The sequence below is a fragment of the Sphingobacterium sp. LZ11T8 genome (genome assembly GCF_024261425.1).
Classification (GTDB): Bacteria; Bacteroidota; Bacteroidia; order Sphingobacteriales; family Sphingobacteriaceae; genus Sphingobacterium.
Window position 1 is genome coordinate 37,359 of record NZ_JANBZY010000012.1, and the last position, 18,444, is coordinate 55,802.

Genomic DNA, 18,444 nt, shown 5'->3' on the forward strand with positions numbered 1-18,444 from the left:
TTAATTATTATTAAATAGGAAGATATAAGCCCTGCAATTTGCAGGGCTTATTTTGTTAATACTAATTTCTATGGACATTTTCCTTTGTAAATAGGTGCAATGCTAATGAATGAAATTGCCATTGTGATGAGTTTGTCGATATTATTTGAATGGATTTTAGTAGGAATAGTGATTTTTTTAGGTAAATTCATGTTGAATTAACACCTATAACTCAGAAATAGAACTAATTTCCTGTAATATCATTTGTCTTATATTCATTGGACCATTAAATAGAATTTTTTGGAGAATGGAGGGTTCCTTTTTAGAGAACGATTTTTATGCAAAATGTCCAAAATATTAATGATTTATTTCTTCTTCAGAAATTGAAAGATGGAGATAATATTGCTTTTCAAGAGCTTTACAACAAGTATTTTGGCACATTATATTTGCATGTCTATCAAAAATTGAAAGATCGAGAAGTCGCAAAAGACATAGTCCATGATTTATTTATAAGTATTTGGCAAAAACGGGCTGACCTTTCCATTAATGGCCAAGTTTCTTCCTATATGTATGCGGCAATTAGAAATAGAGTTATTGACTATATTTCTAAAGAAAAATCTAAGTTAAAATATTTAGAAAGCCTCACTGAGCCTAGTCAACAAATATCCTCAGAAACTGATTATTTATTGCGTGAAAAACTACTTGCTGAACAAATCGAAAGTGTTCTGGATAGGTTATCCCCTAGGGTTAAGGAAGTTTTTGAATTAAGTAGAAAGGAATATTTAAGTCATAAAGAAATAGCCAATAAGCTAAATATTTCTGAACACAGTGTTAGAGGATATATTAAACTAGCACTGAGATTGTTGAAAATGAAGTTTGGGAGCATTCTTTACCTGATGTTGATTTTCTTTTGTAAATATTTATAATTATTACCCCCCCAATACACCTTTCATTCGTCATATAAGTAATCAAGGATAAACTTCAATGGCGAATCATAAAGATTCTATAAAAAAGGAACTATTAGATAAATATATATCTGGTAATTGTACTGAGTTTGAAAAAGCTCAAGTTGAGGATTGGTATCTAAATATTAATACAGATGGCAAAGACCTCTCTGACGCGGAAATAATTGATGACCTAATCGAAATCCAAGGAAAACTTAATTTAATCACTAAAAAGAAGGATAAAAAGGGGACTTACCTCTTGTTAGCTGCTGCATCTATAATTGTTGCTTTGTGTTTTGTCTTTCTATGGAATAATAAAATAGTTCCTCAAAAAAACCGAACTCAATATGTCGTTACTAAAGGTGAAAATGTTATGCCTGGATCAAAGAAGGCATATCTATCTTTAGATGGGCAGGCTTCAATTCCATTGGACGAGGACAATAACGGTATAGTTTCATCAAATTCTTCCATTCATTATGCAGATGGTACTAAAATAAGTGAATTAAATGTTGCCCAATCTGTCACTATATCTACACCTGCTGCCGGTCAATTTCAGGTTACACTTCCTGATGGTACCAAAGTTTGGTTGAATGCACTTTCTTCTATCAGTTTTCCATCCGTATTTGATAAAAGTGAGCGAAAAGTAAGCATCAAGGGTGAAGTCTATTTTGATGTTTTTAGAGATGAAAAGAAACCCTTTACTGTAAATGCAGACAGGCAAATCATTGAAGTATTAGGGACAAGTTTTAACATTAATTCTTATGAGGACAATGATAATACCTATACAACGCTTATCTCGGGTAGTCTAGCCGTGAAAAATCCTAGCCTAGACAATAAAGTTATTTTGAAGCCGGGACAACAAGCCGTTTCTAATATAAACTCGCTTCCTAAGGTGAGTTCTGTCAATGTCGAAGAGATTTACTCTTGGAAGGATGGGATGTATATATTGAATAATGAACCCCTAAATGAATTTGCAAAAAAAATAGAAAGATGGTATGATGTCAAAGTTGACATGGGTAAGCATGGATCAAAACGTCTTTCAGCAATAATTCCAAGGAATGCAATCTTATCGGAGGTTCTGGCAGCAATTGAATTGAAGACAGGTATTAAGTTTTATGTTGAAGAAAGGAGGGTTATGGTAAAATCTTAAATCTAAGGCGCTCACTATAAATGGGATGTAAGATCTTGCGAAAGGCTATATTCTTACTTTTTAACCTAATTCATATAATAACCTTAAACCTACAATACTGTAAAATCTCATTTTCCATGTATTGTTTATGAAAATACTTATGATCAATATTAATATTGGGTATTTTATTAAGTACCTACATTTCTCGAAGACTTATTTTACAATAAAGTTAACCGTACTGATTTTTCTGAGTTCAATCATGCTTTCATTAGGAAACATTAGAGCACAACAGGTTAGCTTAAATTATAATAATACTAATCTAAAAAGCATCTTGATTGACATTAGTAAGCAATCAAGTTATACATTTATCTACGATGAAAAGGACTTAGATGTAAATTCTGTTTTTTCAGTTAATGTTAAGAACAAAAGCATTTCTGAGGCTTTAAACGTCTTGTTCAATGGCAAAGCCATAAAGTATCAAATTAAAGGAAGATCAATTGCCTTAACAAGTAATACCGAATTTGAGCGTACTAAGCCAGAAGTAAAAGAAATTGACCAAACACGTGTTGTTTCTGGGAAAGTCATGAACGAAAGTGGTGAAAATCTTTCCGCAGTCAGTGTGTTGGTTAAAGGTACTTCCCAAGGGACCAGTACCGATATAGATGGAAAGTTCGCTATAGAAGTTCCTTCTGAAAACTCCGTATTGGTATTCAGTTCCATGGGCTATCAGAGTCAAGAAGTTTCAACCCAAGGGAAAAATCAACTTTCAGTGGTTCTAAAAACGGTGAGCAGTGATCTGGAAGAAGTTGTAGTCGTTGGATTTGGATCTCAAAGGAAGGAAAATTTAACGGGAGCAGTAAGTACGGTAAGTGCTAAAAAATTGGAAGATCGACCAATTGCAAATCTCGGACAGGGTTTGCAGGGATTAGTTCCAAATCTAAATATTTCGTCTGCTAATGGAAAACCAGGCACAGGTTCCTCATTCAATATCAGAGGGACAGGGTCCATAAACAGTGGCACGGCAACCCCTCTGATCCTTGTTGATGGTGTACAAAGGGATCCGAATTCAATTGACCCATCCGATGTTGAGAATGTTACCGTCCTAAAGGATGCCGCAGCTGCCGCAATTTATGGGGGTAGGGCCGCATATGGGGTGATATTGATCCAAACCAAAAATCCTAAAAGTCAAAAACCACAAATAAGCTATTCAGGAGAGTATACCATGTCTAGGCCGACAAAAATGGCAGAGTATATTAATTCCGTTGATTATATCAGAATGCATAGGGAAGCCAATAGAAATGGTCAGGATGGAGGAACAACCGCTACAGAAGCTTTTACAGTTGAAGATTCAATCCGGGCCGAGGCATATTTCAATGACCCTGCAAATAATTTACCTGTTTATGTAGATCCCGGAAACCCTGCAAAATACAGATACGTTGGGAACACCGATTGGATAAAAGAACAGTATCCAGGTTTTGAGCCCATGCAAAGGCATAATTTATCCTTGCAAGGAGGACAGGGTTCAACATCTGTTATTGCTTCGCTAGGTTATCTTGGTCAGAAAGGCCTTTTTAAGGAGGCTGGTCAAAAATATGAACGCTTGAATCCTTCCTTGAAAGTTAATTCTGATATTACAGATTGGCTTACAATAACTGGGAATTTTGCCTTGACACACATCTCTGATAAAGAAGCAGCGGGAGTGGTTACAGGCGGGACATCTAGTGGATGGATTTCTGGAGATTTAAGACCGATAATGCCTATCAGGCATCCTGATGGAAATTTCGCTGGACAAGGTAGTTTTACCAATCCATTTGCTGTGGCTGCAAATAATGGAAAAAGGAAAAGATATTCCAATGACTTATGGTTAACGGGAGGGGTGAAAATTAAACCAATAAAAAATGTCTCCATTGTGGCCGACTATACTTGGAACGCCTACAATAATTTTAATCAAAGTCATCAAATTCCATTTAAGGAATATGGTGTAAATGGGATATTATTAGGGACGTTTCCATGGACTAGCCCATCTTCCGTTTCTGAAACCACAGACAATCACAATTATTTTGCATTGAATGCTTTTGCTACTTATGAAAACACCTTTGCTGAAAAGCATTATTTTAAGGCCATGCTTGGGGTTAACCAAGAAAGTAACCATTATAAAAGACTAGGTGTTTTTGCGAATAATTTAGTAGATCCTACAAAACCTGCTATAAATCTAAATAATGATCCTAGACCAAGCATCACTGGTGCTGAAAACGAATGGGCTCTATTTGGAACGGTATTTAGGCTGAACTATATTTTTAACAGTAAATATTTGCTAGAAATAAATGGCAGATATGATGGTTCGTCCAGATTCTCATCAAAAACCCGATATGTTTTCACCCCTTCGATTTCTGCAGGTTGGAGAATTTCGGAAGAAGGTTTTATGGAAGGGATAAGGGATGTTGTGAATGATCTAAAACTTAGAGGATCCTATGGTGAATTACCAAATCAAGGATTCGATCAAAATCAGCTTTATTCCGCAGCGAATTTCTATCCATATATTCCAACAATGCCAATCAATAATAGTCTGAGCTATATTTTTGGCAATCAAACCGGAGTTGGCGTATTGGCCCCAGGATTAGTTAGGAATGACTTTACTTGGGAAAAGTCTGCAACAACAAACTTCGGGCTGGACTTTACATTTCTAAACAATCGTTTATCAGGATCTTTTGATGTATATGAAAGAAGAACTAGGGATATGCTAGTTGGAGGTGTTCCGCTACCCGCTGTTTTAGGAACTGCGTCTCCAAACCAAAATGCTGGGACTTTAATTACCAAAGGTTGGGAACTAAGTATAGGATGGAACGATCAAATTAATGAAGACCTTTCTTATGATCTCTTATTGTCTTTCGCTGACAACCATTCTAAGCTTACAAAATACCCACTTAACACGAGTCAAATTTTCAGCAATTGGTATGAAGGCAAATTAGATGGAGAAATTTGGGGTTTTGAAACTCAAGGCTTTTTTACAAGTCAACAGGAAATAGATTCGGCCCCTAACCAGAGTCAAATTTGGGGAGGTGCTTGGAGACCTGGAGATATTAGATATGCAGACCTAAATAATGATGGGAAGATTGACTTTGGCAATAATACGGTTTCCAATCCTGGTGATAGGAGGATAATCGGTAATTCTACTCCTCGTTATTCATTTGGATTGAATTTAGGGGTAAATTATAAAAGCTTTGATTTCACTGCTTTCCTACAGGGTATCGGCAAGCGAGATGCTTGGATAAGCAATAGTGCATTTTGGGGATTTACCAGTGAATGGAATGTTCCTTTTATATATGCCACCGATTACTGGACTCCTGAGAATCAAGATGCTTTTTTCCCAAGGCTTCGTTTTGGAAATGGAGGAAACTCACAGACTCAAACCGGTTACCTACAGGACGCCTCTTATCTGAGGGTGAAACAATTGACGATAGGATATACTCTTCCTCAAGTTTGGGCTAATAAGGTAAAACTTAGCCGAGTAAGAGCTTATTTATCAGGTCAAAATCTATTTACTTTCACCAAACTTTTCGATGCGTTTGATCCTGAAGTTTTCAATTTCCAAGACGCACCTCAAACTAGGTCATTTGCGTTTGGACTACAATTAGGATTTTAATTTTTGCTAAAGTACTTTGAATATGAAAACTATAATAAGAATTATATTAATAAGTCAAGTGGTTTTGCTTTTCTCATGCAAAAAAGACACTTATTTAGATAGGTTTCCGCTTTCTTCAATTTCGGAACCCACGTTTTTTAAGAATGAAAATGATCTGATGCTTTATGCAAATCAGTTTTATCCTTCACTACCTGCTCAAAATTTTATCCAGGACAATCAGTCTGATGATAAGGTGCCAAGTAGTATCAATAACTTTTTAGCTGGTCAATATGTGGTTCCTACAGCGGATGCTTCTTACAATTGGACGAATATCAGGAACGTAAATTATTTTTTACAGCGATATATGAATGCTGAAGCTTCACAAGCTGTCAAAAATCAATATGCAGGTGAGGTCAGGTTTTTTAGAGCCTTATTTTATTGGGGATTAACAAAAAGATATGGCGATGTGGCATGGTACAGTAAAGATTTGACGGAAGACAGCCCTGAACTATATGCCCCAAGAACATCCCGTAATATTGTCATGGATTCTATTTTAGCTGACCTAAATTTTGCAGTAGAAAATATTCCTGCAGATAATGTTTCAGCTGGAAGAATTCATAAATATGCAGCAGCGGCCTTAAAAGCTAGAATATGTTTATGGGAAGGCACAAGGAGGAAATATTTTAATGTTGAAGGAAGTGAGAAATATTTGCAGGAAGCCTTGAAGGCAACAGATCTGATTATGGATTCAAAGAAATTCTCACTCTTCACAACAGGAAATCCTAAGACGGATTATTATAATCTGTTCATCCAACAAGAATTAAATAGTAATCCAGAGTCTATTTTAGGACGCCGGTTTTTACAAAGTATATTGATGAATGGAATCAGTAGGACTTTAGGTGAATCTGGGACAGGATATAGTAAAGATTTTGTTCAGAATTACCTTTGTATAGATGGATTACCTACGGCTTTGAGCCCTCAATATAAAGGTGAGGATACCCCTGAAAATGAATTTGCAAATAGAGATCCGAGAGCACAACAGACTATTGCTACCAAAGGGTTTGTACTTTTGCAAAATAGCGATGGTTCTAAAGATGTCATTGATCTTCCAAGAATTGGGACCAATACGGCTAATACGGGCTATCAGTTGATAAAAGGGAGAAGTTCCGATCCAGCAATGTGGCAAGCGAATCAATCGACTTTGGATTTCTTTATATTTCGATATGCAGAGATTTTGCTGATCTATGCGGAAGCAAAGGCGGAACTGGGCCTTGCCACACAGGCAGACATTGACAAAAGCATTAATCTATTGAGAAAAAGGGTCGGGATGGCTGATATGACCATATCAACCTTAAAGCGTGATCCTAATTCTTCATTTCCCGAAGTGTCTGTTTTAATCGATGAAATTAGAAGGGAAAGAAGGGTGGAATTGGCCGATGAAGGATTCAGGTTTGATGACCTATTAAGATGGAAGGCTGGTAAACGAATTGAAAAGCCAGAAACAATACTGGGGATGAAGCTAACGCCCGAGCTGAAAGCAAAATATCCCGCTTCTCAAGTAAATGGGATAATTGTAAATCAAAATAATTATGTCCGTTTATATACCTCAATTGAAAAAAGGCTGTGGGATGATAAGATGTATCTTTTCCCGATACCACTAGAAGAAATCAGTTTAAATCCTAACTTAACCCAGAACCCGGGATGGAAATGATAATTAAGAAATATGCGATTTGTCTGTTTTTCCTTTGTTTTGGAGGGACCTGTTTGGCTCAACAAAAGGAAGTAAAGCCTTCTTCCGCCCAAGTTGATTGGGCGGAAGCAGAAATTGGAGCGATGTTCCATTTTGATGTGGTGAATTATGTGCCCGATTATAACTGGAGAAAATGGGGTTCACATCCTCCTGCATCCATATTTAATCCCAGTAAATTGGATACTGATCAATGGATCAGGGCAGCCAAGGCCGCAGGAGCAAAATATGCTGTCCTGGTTGCAAAGCATGGCTCTGGATTTAGTCTGTGGCCTACAAAAGCACATGACTATAATATTAGTAATTCTCCCTGGAAGAATGGAAAGGGAGACCTAGTCCTTGATTTCATCAATTCCTGTAAGAAATATGGCCTCAAGCCAGGGATCTATGCTAGTGCCTCTGCAAACGGTTATTTACATGTGGATAATCCCGGTAAAGTCCAGGAAGGATCGCCCATAACCCAAGAAGAGTATAATAAGGTTGTTGAGACTCAATTAACGGAATTGTGGACTAATTATGGAAAACTTTTTGAAATTTGGTTCGATGGTGGAGTTTTACCCGTAAATGAAGGCGGGCCAGATCTAGCACCCTTATTGAAAAGGTTGCAGCCTGATGCGGTGGTATTTCAGGGCCCCAATGACGCGAATAATTTGATTCGTTGGATCGGGAATGAAGAGGGACGAGCTCCTTACCCGAACTGGAGTCGATCTGATTTTACAACCTCTGCGACAGGGACTATTGTCATTGATGGTCTGAGCGGGAGTCCTAATGGTAAAATTTGGTGCCCTGGAGAAGCTGATTTTCCACTTAGAACAGGATGGCAAGGAGGGTGGTTTTGGAAAGAATCAGGACAAGATATGCTATCTTTAGAGCAATTGGTCAGTTCCTATTATACTAGCGTAGGAAGAAACTCCAATATGTTGTTAGGGATCGTAGTTGATACGAGTGGTTTAGTGCCGAAGGAAGATTTTCAAAGGCTTGAAGAGTTTGGGCATGAATTGCTAAAGATTTCCTCAAACCCTATTAAATCTCAGAAAAATCTTGTTGGCAATTCAGTCACTCTTGACCTTAAACAACCAAAAGATATTAATCAGATCATTATTCAAGAGAATATTCGGAACGGTGAAAAAATTAGGAAGTATAAAGTTGAAGCATGGATCGGAAATAAATGGGTCGAGATTTGTTCTGGGGAATCAATAGGGAACAAAAGAATCCAAAAATTTGATGATATTTATACATCAAAAGTTAGATTAACCATAGTTGATTCTGAAGGATCTCCTGAAATTAAGGCTTTTTCGATTTTTAAAGTCTGAGACTGATCTAGATGTTTGATTGATTCACCAAAATTTCTCGATTTTATTCTGACCTTATTCGAGACACATTCCGAATTTTCCGAATGTGTCTCGAATAAGGTCAAAGCAAGGTCCGGAGCATTGCACAAAAAAACGCTTGAAATTTTCAAGCGTTTTTATTTATGTTTTTGATCTTAAAGACCAAATGCTTTTTTCACTGGCTCGACAAAATCTAGCTTTTCCCAAGTGAAAAGATCCACTTCCAAAGTTTTGGTTTCGCCATTCGAGTTTTCGAAAGTTTTGCTTACCGTTTTTGGTGTTCTTCCCATGTGGCCATATGCTGCGGTTTCAGCGTAGATTGGGTTACGAAGGCCTAAGCGTGTTTCAATGCCGTAAGGAGTCATGTCGAACAGCTCAGCAATGATCTTGGCGATTTCTCCATCAGTTTTGTTCACCTTGTTGGTTCCGTAGGTATTCACATAGATACCCATAGGATCTTTTACACCGATAGCGTAAGAGATCTGTACCAGGATTTCGTCAGCAACACCCGCTGCCACCAAGTTTTTGGCAATATGGCGAGTGGCATAAGCTGCAGAACGGTCCACTTTGGATGGGTCTTTTCCAGAGAAAGCACCGCCACCGTGCGCACCTTTACCGCCGTAAGTATCGACGATGATCTTTCTACCTGTCAAACCGGTGTCGCCATGAGGTCCACCGATTACGAATTTACCGGTAGGGTTGATGTGGTATTTGATTTTATCTGTGAATAGCGCCTGTAGTTCAGGTTTCAATTGAGCCTTTACACGAGGAACCAAGATGTTTTCAATATCAGATTGGATTTTCGCCTGCATTTCTTTTTCAGAAGCGAAGTCATCATGTTGGGTTGAGATCACGATGGTGTCGATGCGAACCGGTTTATGGTTGTCATCATATTCCAAGGTTACCTGTGATTTAGCATCAGGGCGAAGGTATTGGATTTCGTTGTTCTCGCGTCTTAGAGCTGCAAGTTCATATAAAAGACGGTGGGAAAGGTCCAATGCCAGGGGCATATAGTTTTCAGTTTCGTTATTGGCGTAACCGAACATAATACCTTGGTCACCAGCGCCTTGTTCTTGTTTTGTGATACGATCTACCCCTTGGTTGATGTCGGCGGATTGTTCGTGAATTGCCGAAAGAACTCCACAGGAATTCGCTTCGAACATATACTCGGATTTAGTATATCCGATTTTTTCTATAACCTGGCGAGTGATCTTTTGAACGTCCAAGTAGATTTTGGACTTCACTTCACCTGCTAAAACCACCTGTCCAGTAGTAACTAAGGTTTCAATAGCTACGCGGGCATCTTCATCCCAAGCGAGGAAGTTGTCGATTAAAGCGTCCGAAATTTGGTCTGCGACTTTGTCAGGATGTCCTTCAGATACCGATTCGGAGGTAAATAAATATGCCATAAAAATAATAAACGTTTGAAGGGAATAGCAGGCAGTATGTGAAAAATCATTTGTCCCGAATGGTTTTAGCACTTTTTTACTGTGGTTGCAATCTCCCATTTACATTATGATAATGCTAAATGCAAATCAGTCCACATTTTGTGTGGCACAAAGCTACGATACTTTGCAATATTTAAAAAGTATTTCATCCAAATTATTATCTTTAGCGGAATTAAATGACGTAAATGAGAAAGAAGCGCATACTGTTTGTAATCAATCCAGTATCTGGTGGGAAGAAGAAAACAACGTTTAATAAACAGGTACTCGAAGTACTGGATTTAAACAGGTTTGACCCGACGTTTAAGATTACCAATCACGCTAATCACGCCTATGAACTTGCTAAATCTGCGATAGATGAGCAGTACGATGCCGTCATTGCCGTAGGTGGCGATGGCACGATCAATGAAATAGGGACGGCCTTGGTGGGCAGTGATATTCCATTGGGCATTGTCCCTGAGGGTTCTGGGAATGGATTGGCGCTTTATTTAGGTATTCCGATGAATGAGTCGGCAGCTTTGCGCAGGATCAATCGGTTTGAATCGGTCGACATCGATTGTGGAAAGATCGGGGAACGTTGTTTCTTCAATATTGCGGGTATCGGTTTTGATGCTTCAGTAAGTGATCGCTTTGCTTCGGAAACATTTAGGGGGCCGGTTGGATACCTTCGCACGATAATTAACGTTATTAGTAAGTATAAGCCTAAGAAATACACATTGAACATTGATGGTAAGGTCTATGAACGGGAGGCCTTTATGATATCGGTTGCGAATTCACCGCAATATGGCAATAACGCCTACATTGCGCCGAATGCATCCATCAATGATGGGGTATTGGATGTATGTATTGTGCATAAATTTCCGTTATATACATTACCGATGATGATCTTCCATCTCTTCAACAAGACTGCGGACCAATCCGAGTATGTAGAAATAATACCAGGGAAGAAGATCTGTATCGAGCAGGAGGGAAAGGCACCATTGCATTTGGATGGAGAGCCGATGGATTTAGGAAACAAGATTGATATAGAAGTGCAGGGCAATGCCCTCAAGATTATTTGTTAGTTATGGCAAAACAGAAGAAGCAAAGATTCGAAGGGATCGTTTATTCGACCTCTGACGATTATGAATATACCGATTCGGATGGGATGGAGGAAGTGGACACCCTTCCCAATGAGAAGCAGAAACTGAAGGTCGGCTTGGACAAGAAACAGCGGAAGGGGAAGGTTGTGACCATCGTGACGGGATTTATAGGGACTGGTTCAGATTTGGATGATTTAGCCCGTAAATTGAAGCAGCGATGTGGCGTAGGGGGGAGTGCCAAGGATGGTGAAATATTGATACAAGGTGATTTTAAAGAAAAAATTATACAATATTTAAGTTCGGAGAAGTATCAAGTTAAATCCTTTGGTGGTTAAACATGGAATTGTCCTGTAAACGTTTAAAAAACAAAGAAATAATGGGGATTTGGTTAAAAATAGGGGGTGCAAAGGCGGGCGGTATTGTAAGTAAATACTCACTTATTTTTAACATTTAACGATTTGATAATTTGCAATTCAAAAAAAAAATGGTTTTCATTGTAAAAAATATGGAATATTCAACCGTTATGTGATACGACAAAAGAAGCATTGATTTGAGAGCTGCTGAAGAACGTCAATGAGTAGGTAACACAGCCTAAAAGTTAAATAATCAGATATCTTCAAATTAATTTTGTTTTTAACAGAAAATGCTATATTTGTTTTGAATTAATGTAAAATAACGGCATTTAGCTTGCATTAAATTGAATTTAACTTAATAATTAAACAACAGTAAAAAATCTAAAAATTAGTAAAAAATGGCAAACGCACCAAAAACTACAACCCCAGCTAAACAAGAGAGTGGCAATGCGGGTAATCTATTTGCAAGTTTAGCAATTATCATTTGTCTAGTAATTGGTTTCTTGGTTTACAAGTTTGTGATGGGTGATCCTTCAAACTTTATCGATGAGAATCCAGCGAACCAACCAAAACCAGGTAACTACTACGGTATGGTTTACCATGCAGGTTACGTAGTACCAGTTCTTCTAGGTTTATTCTTAATGGTATGGGTGTTTTCAATCGAGCGTCTTATCGTTATTGGTAAAGCATCTGGAACAGGAAACGTAGGTAACTTCGTAAGAAAAGTACAAGGATTATTGAGATCAGGTAACATTGATTCAGCTATCCAAGAGTGTGACAAGCAAAAAGGTTCCGTAGCGAACGTAATCAAAGCTGGTCTTTTAAAATATAAAGATGTTGAAGCACATCCAGGATTAGATACAGAGAAATCGGTATTAGCAATCCAAAAAGAAATTGAAGAGGCTACTACCTTAGAAATGCCAATGTTAGAGAAGAACTTAACCGTTATCGCAACATTAGTTTCTATTGGTACATTGACAGGTCTATTAGGTACAGTAACAGGTATGATTAAAGCGTTCTCGGCTTTAGCTACAGGTGGTGCACCAGATTCAGCAAAATTAGCGAACGGTATTTCTGAGGCCTTGATCAACACGGCAACAGGTATCGGTACATCTACAATCGCGATTATTTTCTACAACATCTTAACTTCTAAGATCGATACGTTAACATATTCTATTGACGAGGCTGGTTTCTCAATCGTACAAACATACGCTGCAAACCACAAATAAGAAGATTCGAAAAAAAGTTGAATTTATTTTATGCAATGTTCAACGGTTTCGCATCATTATTAAAAAGAAATAGAGTGTTCACATTAAAGAAGTAAAGAAATGGGAAAAGCAAAAGTAAAAAGAGCCAGCACATCGATCGACATGACGGCGATGTGTGACGTGTCTTTCTTGCTTCTTACATTCTTCGTTTTGACAGCAACTGCACGTCAGCCAGAAGTAATGCCCGTAGACACCCCTGCATCCACTACGTTGGATAAATTACCGGACGATAACTTAGCAGTTATCACCGTAGGTAACCAAGGGAAAGTATTTTTTGGAGAGAAGAACCCTGAGGTTCGCGTAAAAACTCTTAAGAATATGTCGGCAAAATATGGTGTTGCGTTCTCAGAACAAGATTATGAGAAGTTTAAAGGACTAGATGAGTTTGGAGTACCTTTCAAGCAATTGCGTGCCCTACTTTCATTACCAAATGACAAACGTACTTTAGAGGTTCAACCAGGTATCCCCGTGGATAGCACCGAAGAACTTTCAAACGAGTTGTATCATTGGGTTCAACAGGCTCGCTTGGCAACGGTAGAATTCAACCGTGACCAAGAGACCAAAGTGAAGAACTGGTCAGATCCAGGAGCGATGAAAGTAGCGATCAAAGCAGATGCGGAAGAGAAGTACGCGGTAATGAATTTGATTATTGAAACACTGAGAAACCAAAAACAAAACAAATTCTTCTTTGTTACCGGTTTACGTCAGGAAAAATAATAAGAGAAAATGGCAGAATTAAATCAAGACTCCGGCGGCGGCAAAAAAGGCGGCAAAGTTAGGTCGAAGAAAAATGGAGGTCGTGTAGATTTAACCGCGATGGTGGATCTAGCATTCCTTCTGATTACTTTCTTCATGCTAACAACTTCCTTGAACAAGCCACAAGCCATGGATGTTAACATGCCTGATAAGAATAAGGACAAGAATGAGTTGAACCCTGAGATTGAAATCGCAGATAACCGTTCGATCACCTTATTGCTAGGATCAGATAACAAGATCGCTTGGTATTATGGACAATTAGCAAACCCAATCTCGGCACCCGCTGTAGTAGACTATAGCAAAGAAGGAATCAGAAAGATCGTCCTTGAGAAGAAAGCTCAGGTTCCGCAGGTGTCAGGAGGAAAAGACCTAATCGTCGTAATCCGTCCAAGTGACAGATCAGTACAACGTAACCTCGTTGATATACTAGATGAAATGAAAATCACTGATGTTAAACGTTTCATGATTTCGAAAATCAAACCTGAAGAAGTTGAGGTTTTGAAAACAAACGGAATCTATAACGAATAATTCATCAGACAAAAAGGAAAAAAATGATCGGTTCAAAATTAGATTTATTTAAGAAAGAATGGCTAGATGTCGTTTTCGAGAATAGAAATAAAGAGTACGGAGCATATGCATTGCGTAAATACGCACCAAAAGCTACCAACATCGCTTTATTCTCAGTTTCGGCAGTAGTCCTTGCTTTCACGGCTGTAAAAGCCTTCGATATAAAGCTTTTTCCTGAGAAACCTGTTGAGGAAGTAGTAGAAGTTACTCCAGTTACTTTAGAGGATTTAGAGATCCCTGAACCACCTGAAGAAGAGGAACCACTACCTCAAGAGGAAGAGCCACCTCAGCGTATCGCGGAGGAACCACCGGCGGAAGACCTAATCCGTTTCCCAGAGCCTAAGGTTGTTGATGCGAGACAAGTAAAAGAAGAGGTTGTTTCTCAAGAAGAGATTAAAGAGAAAAACGCTACTCCAGCACGTATTACCCTGAAAGGTACCCCAGGTGCATCAGGTGTTCCTACTGGAGAGTTCGGTCCGAAGAAAGTGGAAGGTGCTATCACGGGTAGTACAAAAGGAGTTGAGGACGGAGACGCTAACAAAGTCTATGACTTTGAGGCAGTTGAGGTTCCAGCATCTTACCCAGGTGGTATCAACGCATTCCGTCAATTCGTGTCGAGCACCCTTCAATATCCACAAGCTGCTATCGATGCAGGTGTGAAAGGTACAGTAGAGTTGTCATTCGTGATCGACAAAACAGGTGCTTTGACAGATATTAAAGTGGTAAAAGACGTTTCTTACGGTACAGGTCAAGCAGCGATCACTGCATTGAAGAAATCAAAGAAATGGCAACCAGCTATCCAAAACGGTCGTCCGGTTCCAGTTCGTTATTCATTGCCAATTCGCTTAGACTTGTCGCAAATGTAATTCGATATGTCGAATCATTCAACAAGAAATAATTTTAGACAGAAATCGCCCACACAGCGATTTCTGTCCATTTTAGGACTATTCATGTTCCTCTTTTATTTTGTGTTGGGATTGTTGATCATCTTTTGGAGCGGATTTCCAATTGAGATCGATCCAACCTATAAAAAGATCTTCGGGATACTCCTAATCGTCTATTCATTTATGCGTTTTGCCCGACTTTGGCAAAATAATTTCAGGAATTAATTAATCCTTGAGGCATTAAATCATTCTAAGATAATATGAAGGGTAGATTATGGTATGTACTGGCGATGCTTCTGATTGTAGCTTCAGCGATTTCCTGTTCACAAAATAGAAATAAAGGACAGGAAAGTGCAGACAGCACGACAGCAGGCGCTGGCACTTCAAAAGATGATATATTGACAGGTGAACTTTCGGTCATTGTTGATGAAGCAGTCCTTCCAATCATGCTGGAACAGGTAGAGGTTTTCAAGACATCCTATGTCAATGCGAACATCAAACTGATTCCATTGCCAGAACGCGAAGCGATCAATGCTTTAATTAAAGGCGAGGCGGATATTGCGATTTTGAGCAGGTTATTGAACAAGGAAGAAAATGCGGGTTTCAGCAGTCGAAAAATTAGCCCGAGGACATTTCCGGCCTTCTATGATGGGGTGGTTTTTTTCAATAATTTGAGCGCTAGAGATACTTCAATCGATATTCCGACGTTAACATCTTTATTGAAGGGTGATTCCAATACGGGAAAACGTTTGGTTTTTGACAATGTGAATTCAAGTACTCTTCGACGCGTGAAAGAATTTGTAAAATTGGATAAAGTCTCAGGGCAATCAGTAAAAGGTATGAAGACCTCCAAGGAGGTTGTAGAAGAGGTATTAACGGATGCAAATAGCATCGGTGTAATGTCCTATGGTCAATATTTAGATTGCGTTTCACAATTTGGAGAAGAAAATAAAATTCGTATCTTAAGCCTTCAAAGTTTGAAAGACGGGAAAAACCTTGGTTTTTTCAAGCCTTCTCAGACCACGTTTGCTACCGATGAATATGCGTTGAAGACAGAGTTTCACGTGTTGAATTATCAACCAAATTTGGGATTGGGAATTGGATTTTCTGCTTTCTTGACAGGAGACCGTGGGCAGCGGATTGTTCTGAAATATGGACTCTTGCCGGTCACGATGCCAGGTCGAGAAATCATCATTCGAGAAGACAACATAAATTAGTTTATAACAAAGAGTAAATAACAGATTATGACAAACAGCAAATTATTTTTAAGCCTTTTAGTTGCGGGAGCTGTTGCTACAGGAACAACACAAGCTCAAAGTATCAAAGATGCAAAGGCTGCAATTCAAGCTGAACAATATGACAAAGCTAAAGCTATGTTGCAAAATTTAGTTCAGAAAAAGGCAAAAGATGGTGAAAACTATTTTTACTTAGGTCAAATTCACTTGATCAACGATAAGGTCGATTCGGCACAGATCGTTTTCCAAGAAGGTGTAACAAACGCTCCTAAGGAAAAATTGAATACTGTAGGTTTAGGTATCGTAGACCTTGAAAAAGGAAATGTGAGTGCTGCTGAAACAAAATTCTCAGAAGCTTCACAAGGCATAGGCAAAAAAGAGTATGAAATCCCTTACTTTATCGGTAGAGCGTACATTGATGCACCAAAACCAGATTACAAGAAAGCGGTTGAATACTTGACTAAAGCGAAAGAAATGAATGCTAAGGATGCATTAATTCCTACAGCATTAGGTGACGCTTACGCTGGTTTACGTGAAAGTAGCCCTGCATTCGTAGCTTACCGTGACGCTTTGGCAATCGATGGAAACCTATTGGCTCCAAAAATTGGTCAAGCAATCATTTCAAGAAGAGCGCAAGCTTATGACGTAGTATTAGAGCAATTGACTACATTGGCAGGTGAAAACCCTGAATATGGTCCAATCTACCGTGAGTTGGCAGAGACTTATTACTTGTCATCTATCAAAGCACCAGAAGAGCAATACCGTGAAATCAACCAAAAAGCAGTTGAAAACTACAAAAAATACTTGTCATTGACAGGTGACGCTTCAACAGACGCTAAAGTACGTTACGCTGACTTCTTGGTTTATTCTGGTAACTACGATGAATTGAAGACAGTAGCTCAAGAATTATCAACTGTGGAAGGTGTTGATGCCAAAGTATACCGTTACTTAGGATACATCTCCTTCTTGCAAGATAAAGATTATCCAAAATCATTGGAGTATATGACTACTTTATTCAGCAAAGTTGATACTGCACGTTTGATCGGTCGTGACTACTTGTACGCTGGTTTGGCAAATTTAGTAGCAGGTGATGCTGCAAAAGGTGCTGAATTATTGAAAGTAGCTGAAACAAAACAAACAGAAGATGAGAACTATGATGAAGAAATCTCAGAAACTGCTTTTGAATATTTCAAAAACGGTGAGAACGAAATCGCATCTAAGATCTTTGCGATCCCAGCTAGCAATGACAGTTCAGATTACTTCTTCGATTCAAACTTCTACTTAGGGCAAATTGAGTACGGTATCGGTTCTAAATTGGTAACCGTTCCTGAAGGTACTGAATTGACTCCTGAAGAAGTTACTGCTAAGATGAATGAGGCTAGACCACATTTAGAGGCTGCAGTTAAATCGTTGGGTACAGTAGCTGCTTCAACTAAGAAAGAAGTTGTTGACAAATACAAAATCCCTGCGTTATATTACAAAGGATTAACTGAATTAGCTTTGGATAACGTAATGTACGATCCAGAAAACGCTAAAGGTCTATTCGTTGATTCATTCACTCAATTGCTATCTGCTATCACAGCATCTGGCAAAGCTGAAGAAGAAGCGAACAAAACTTACGCTGCTGATGCTAATAACTATATCGGTTACTTCGCATACCTAAAAGGTGACACAGCTAAAGCTAAACAACATTTTGGTGAAACATTGAAGTTGAAACCAGATGATGCTTTCGCAACTCAAATGATGGGTGCTTTGTAAGCGTATAGATCATAAAACATAAAAAAGGCCGCAAAATGCGGCCTTTTTTATGTTTTATGAGATTTGAGTATTGAGATGGGAGATATGAGACCGGAGGGGGTGTGAACCAGGATGAAAGGGATTCGAGGATAGACCAAGATTTTGGGAGGAACCAGGATGCTAAGGATGAGAGGATGGACCAAGATTGCAACAATATTGGGTAGAATGGCGTCAAATTTTGTAGGCCTTATGTTTGTATCTAGGACGTGCTAATACAAAGAGATAGCATAAGATTATTTGTTTATATTTTTATATAACCAAAATAACAACATAAATCCTAATCTTATGCTACGACAAAATACGGA

General features: G+C 38.6%; 15 protein-coding genes. 14 read left to right on the forward strand and 1 reads right to left on the reverse strand.

The genetic code is table 11. From position 1 onward, the window contains the following. The first annotated feature begins 317 nt into the window (after positions 1–317). The 5 genes from NLF99_RS19450 (at position 318) to NLF99_RS19470 (ending at position 8,734) form a co-directional block, all read left to right on the forward strand. Positions 318–905 carry an RNA polymerase sigma factor gene (locus NLF99_RS19450; RefSeq protein ID WP_254530269.1) on the forward strand — a complete coding sequence of 196 codons (588 nt, stop codon included), beginning with the start codon at positions 318–320 and terminating at the stop codon, positions 903–905. A 58-nt stretch (positions 906–963) separates the two neighbouring features. Beyond that, a complete protein-coding gene (locus NLF99_RS19455) occupies positions 964–2,073 on the forward strand; it encodes a FecR family protein (protein WP_254530271.1) in 1,110 nt (369 codons plus the stop codon). A 238-nt stretch (positions 2,074–2,311) separates the two neighbouring features. Beyond that, positions 2,312–5,695, forward strand: coding sequence for a TonB-dependent receptor (locus tag NLF99_RS19460; protein WP_254530273.1), 3,384 nt, complete (start codon positions 2,312–2,314; stop codon positions 5,693–5,695). Between the two features lie 22 nt (positions 5,696–5,717). Beyond that, on the forward strand, positions 5,718–7,385 hold the full coding sequence (locus tag NLF99_RS19465) for a RagB/SusD family nutrient uptake outer membrane protein (RefSeq protein ID WP_254530275.1): 1,668 nt from the start codon (positions 5,718–5,720) through the stop codon (positions 7,383–7,385). After that, entirely contained in the window at positions 7,376–8,734 is a 1,359-nt protein-coding gene (locus NLF99_RS19470) for an alpha-L-fucosidase (RefSeq protein WP_254530277.1), read from the forward strand. The genes NLF99_RS19465 and NLF99_RS19470 overlap by 10 nt, the downstream gene beginning before the upstream one ends. 173 nt (positions 8,735–8,907) lie before the next feature. Here NLF99_RS19470 and metK read toward each other — a convergent pair whose 3' ends face one another. Further along, the gene (gene metK / locus NLF99_RS19475; RefSeq protein ID WP_254530279.1) at positions 8,908–10,161 is read right to left on the reverse strand and encodes a methionine adenosyltransferase; all 1,254 of its coding nucleotides are present in this window, start codon (positions 10,159–10,161) and stop codon (positions 8,908–8,910) included. 224 nt (positions 10,162–10,385) lie between these two features. Between metK and NLF99_RS19480 the strand changes: the two genes are divergently transcribed. The 9 genes from NLF99_RS19480 (at position 10,386) to NLF99_RS19520 (ending at position 18,100) form a co-directional block, all read left to right on the forward strand. Further along, positions 10,386–11,261, forward strand: a complete 876-nt coding sequence (locus tag NLF99_RS19480; protein WP_185213228.1) for a diacylglycerol kinase family protein — start codon at positions 10,386–10,388, stop codon at positions 11,259–11,261. A 2-nt stretch (positions 11,262–11,263) separates the two neighbouring features. After that, positions 11,264–11,614: a translation initiation factor gene (locus NLF99_RS19485; RefSeq protein WP_185218451.1), complete on the forward strand. Its 351-nt coding sequence runs from the start codon at positions 11,264–11,266 to the stop codon at positions 11,612–11,614. Positions 11,615–12,030: 416 nt separating this feature from the next. Then, positions 12,031–12,861, forward strand: coding sequence for a MotA/TolQ/ExbB proton channel family protein (locus NLF99_RS19490; RefSeq protein WP_093099604.1), 831 nt, complete (start codon positions 12,031–12,033; stop codon positions 12,859–12,861). A 99-nt stretch (positions 12,862–12,960) separates the two neighbouring features. Next, a complete protein-coding gene (locus tag NLF99_RS19495) occupies positions 12,961–13,617 on the forward strand; it encodes a biopolymer transporter ExbD (RefSeq protein ID WP_093099602.1) in 657 nt (218 codons plus the stop codon). Positions 13,618–13,626: 9 nt separating this feature from the next. Then, positions 13,627–14,184 (forward strand): biopolymer transporter ExbD, encoded by a 558-nt coding sequence (locus NLF99_RS19500; RefSeq protein WP_185213226.1) that lies wholly within the window; start codon positions 13,627–13,629, stop codon positions 14,182–14,184. A gap of 23 nt (positions 14,185–14,207) precedes the next feature. Further along, positions 14,208–15,089, forward strand: coding sequence for an energy transducer TonB (locus NLF99_RS19505; protein WP_185213225.1), 882 nt, complete (start codon positions 14,208–14,210; stop codon positions 15,087–15,089). A 6-nt stretch (positions 15,090–15,095) separates the two neighbouring features. Then, entirely contained in the window at positions 15,096–15,332 is a 237-nt protein-coding gene (locus NLF99_RS19510; RefSeq protein WP_093099596.1) for a hypothetical protein, read from the forward strand. A gap of 35 nt (positions 15,333–15,367) precedes the next feature. Then, positions 15,368–16,324, forward strand: a complete 957-nt coding sequence (locus tag NLF99_RS19515; protein WP_254530281.1) for a PstS family phosphate ABC transporter substrate-binding protein — start codon at positions 15,368–15,370, stop codon at positions 16,322–16,324. A gap of 27 nt (positions 16,325–16,351) precedes the next feature. Next, entirely contained in the window at positions 16,352–18,100 is a 1,749-nt protein-coding gene (locus NLF99_RS19520) for a tetratricopeptide repeat protein (RefSeq protein WP_254530283.1), read from the forward strand. Positions 18,101–18,444: the final 344 nt, after the last annotated feature.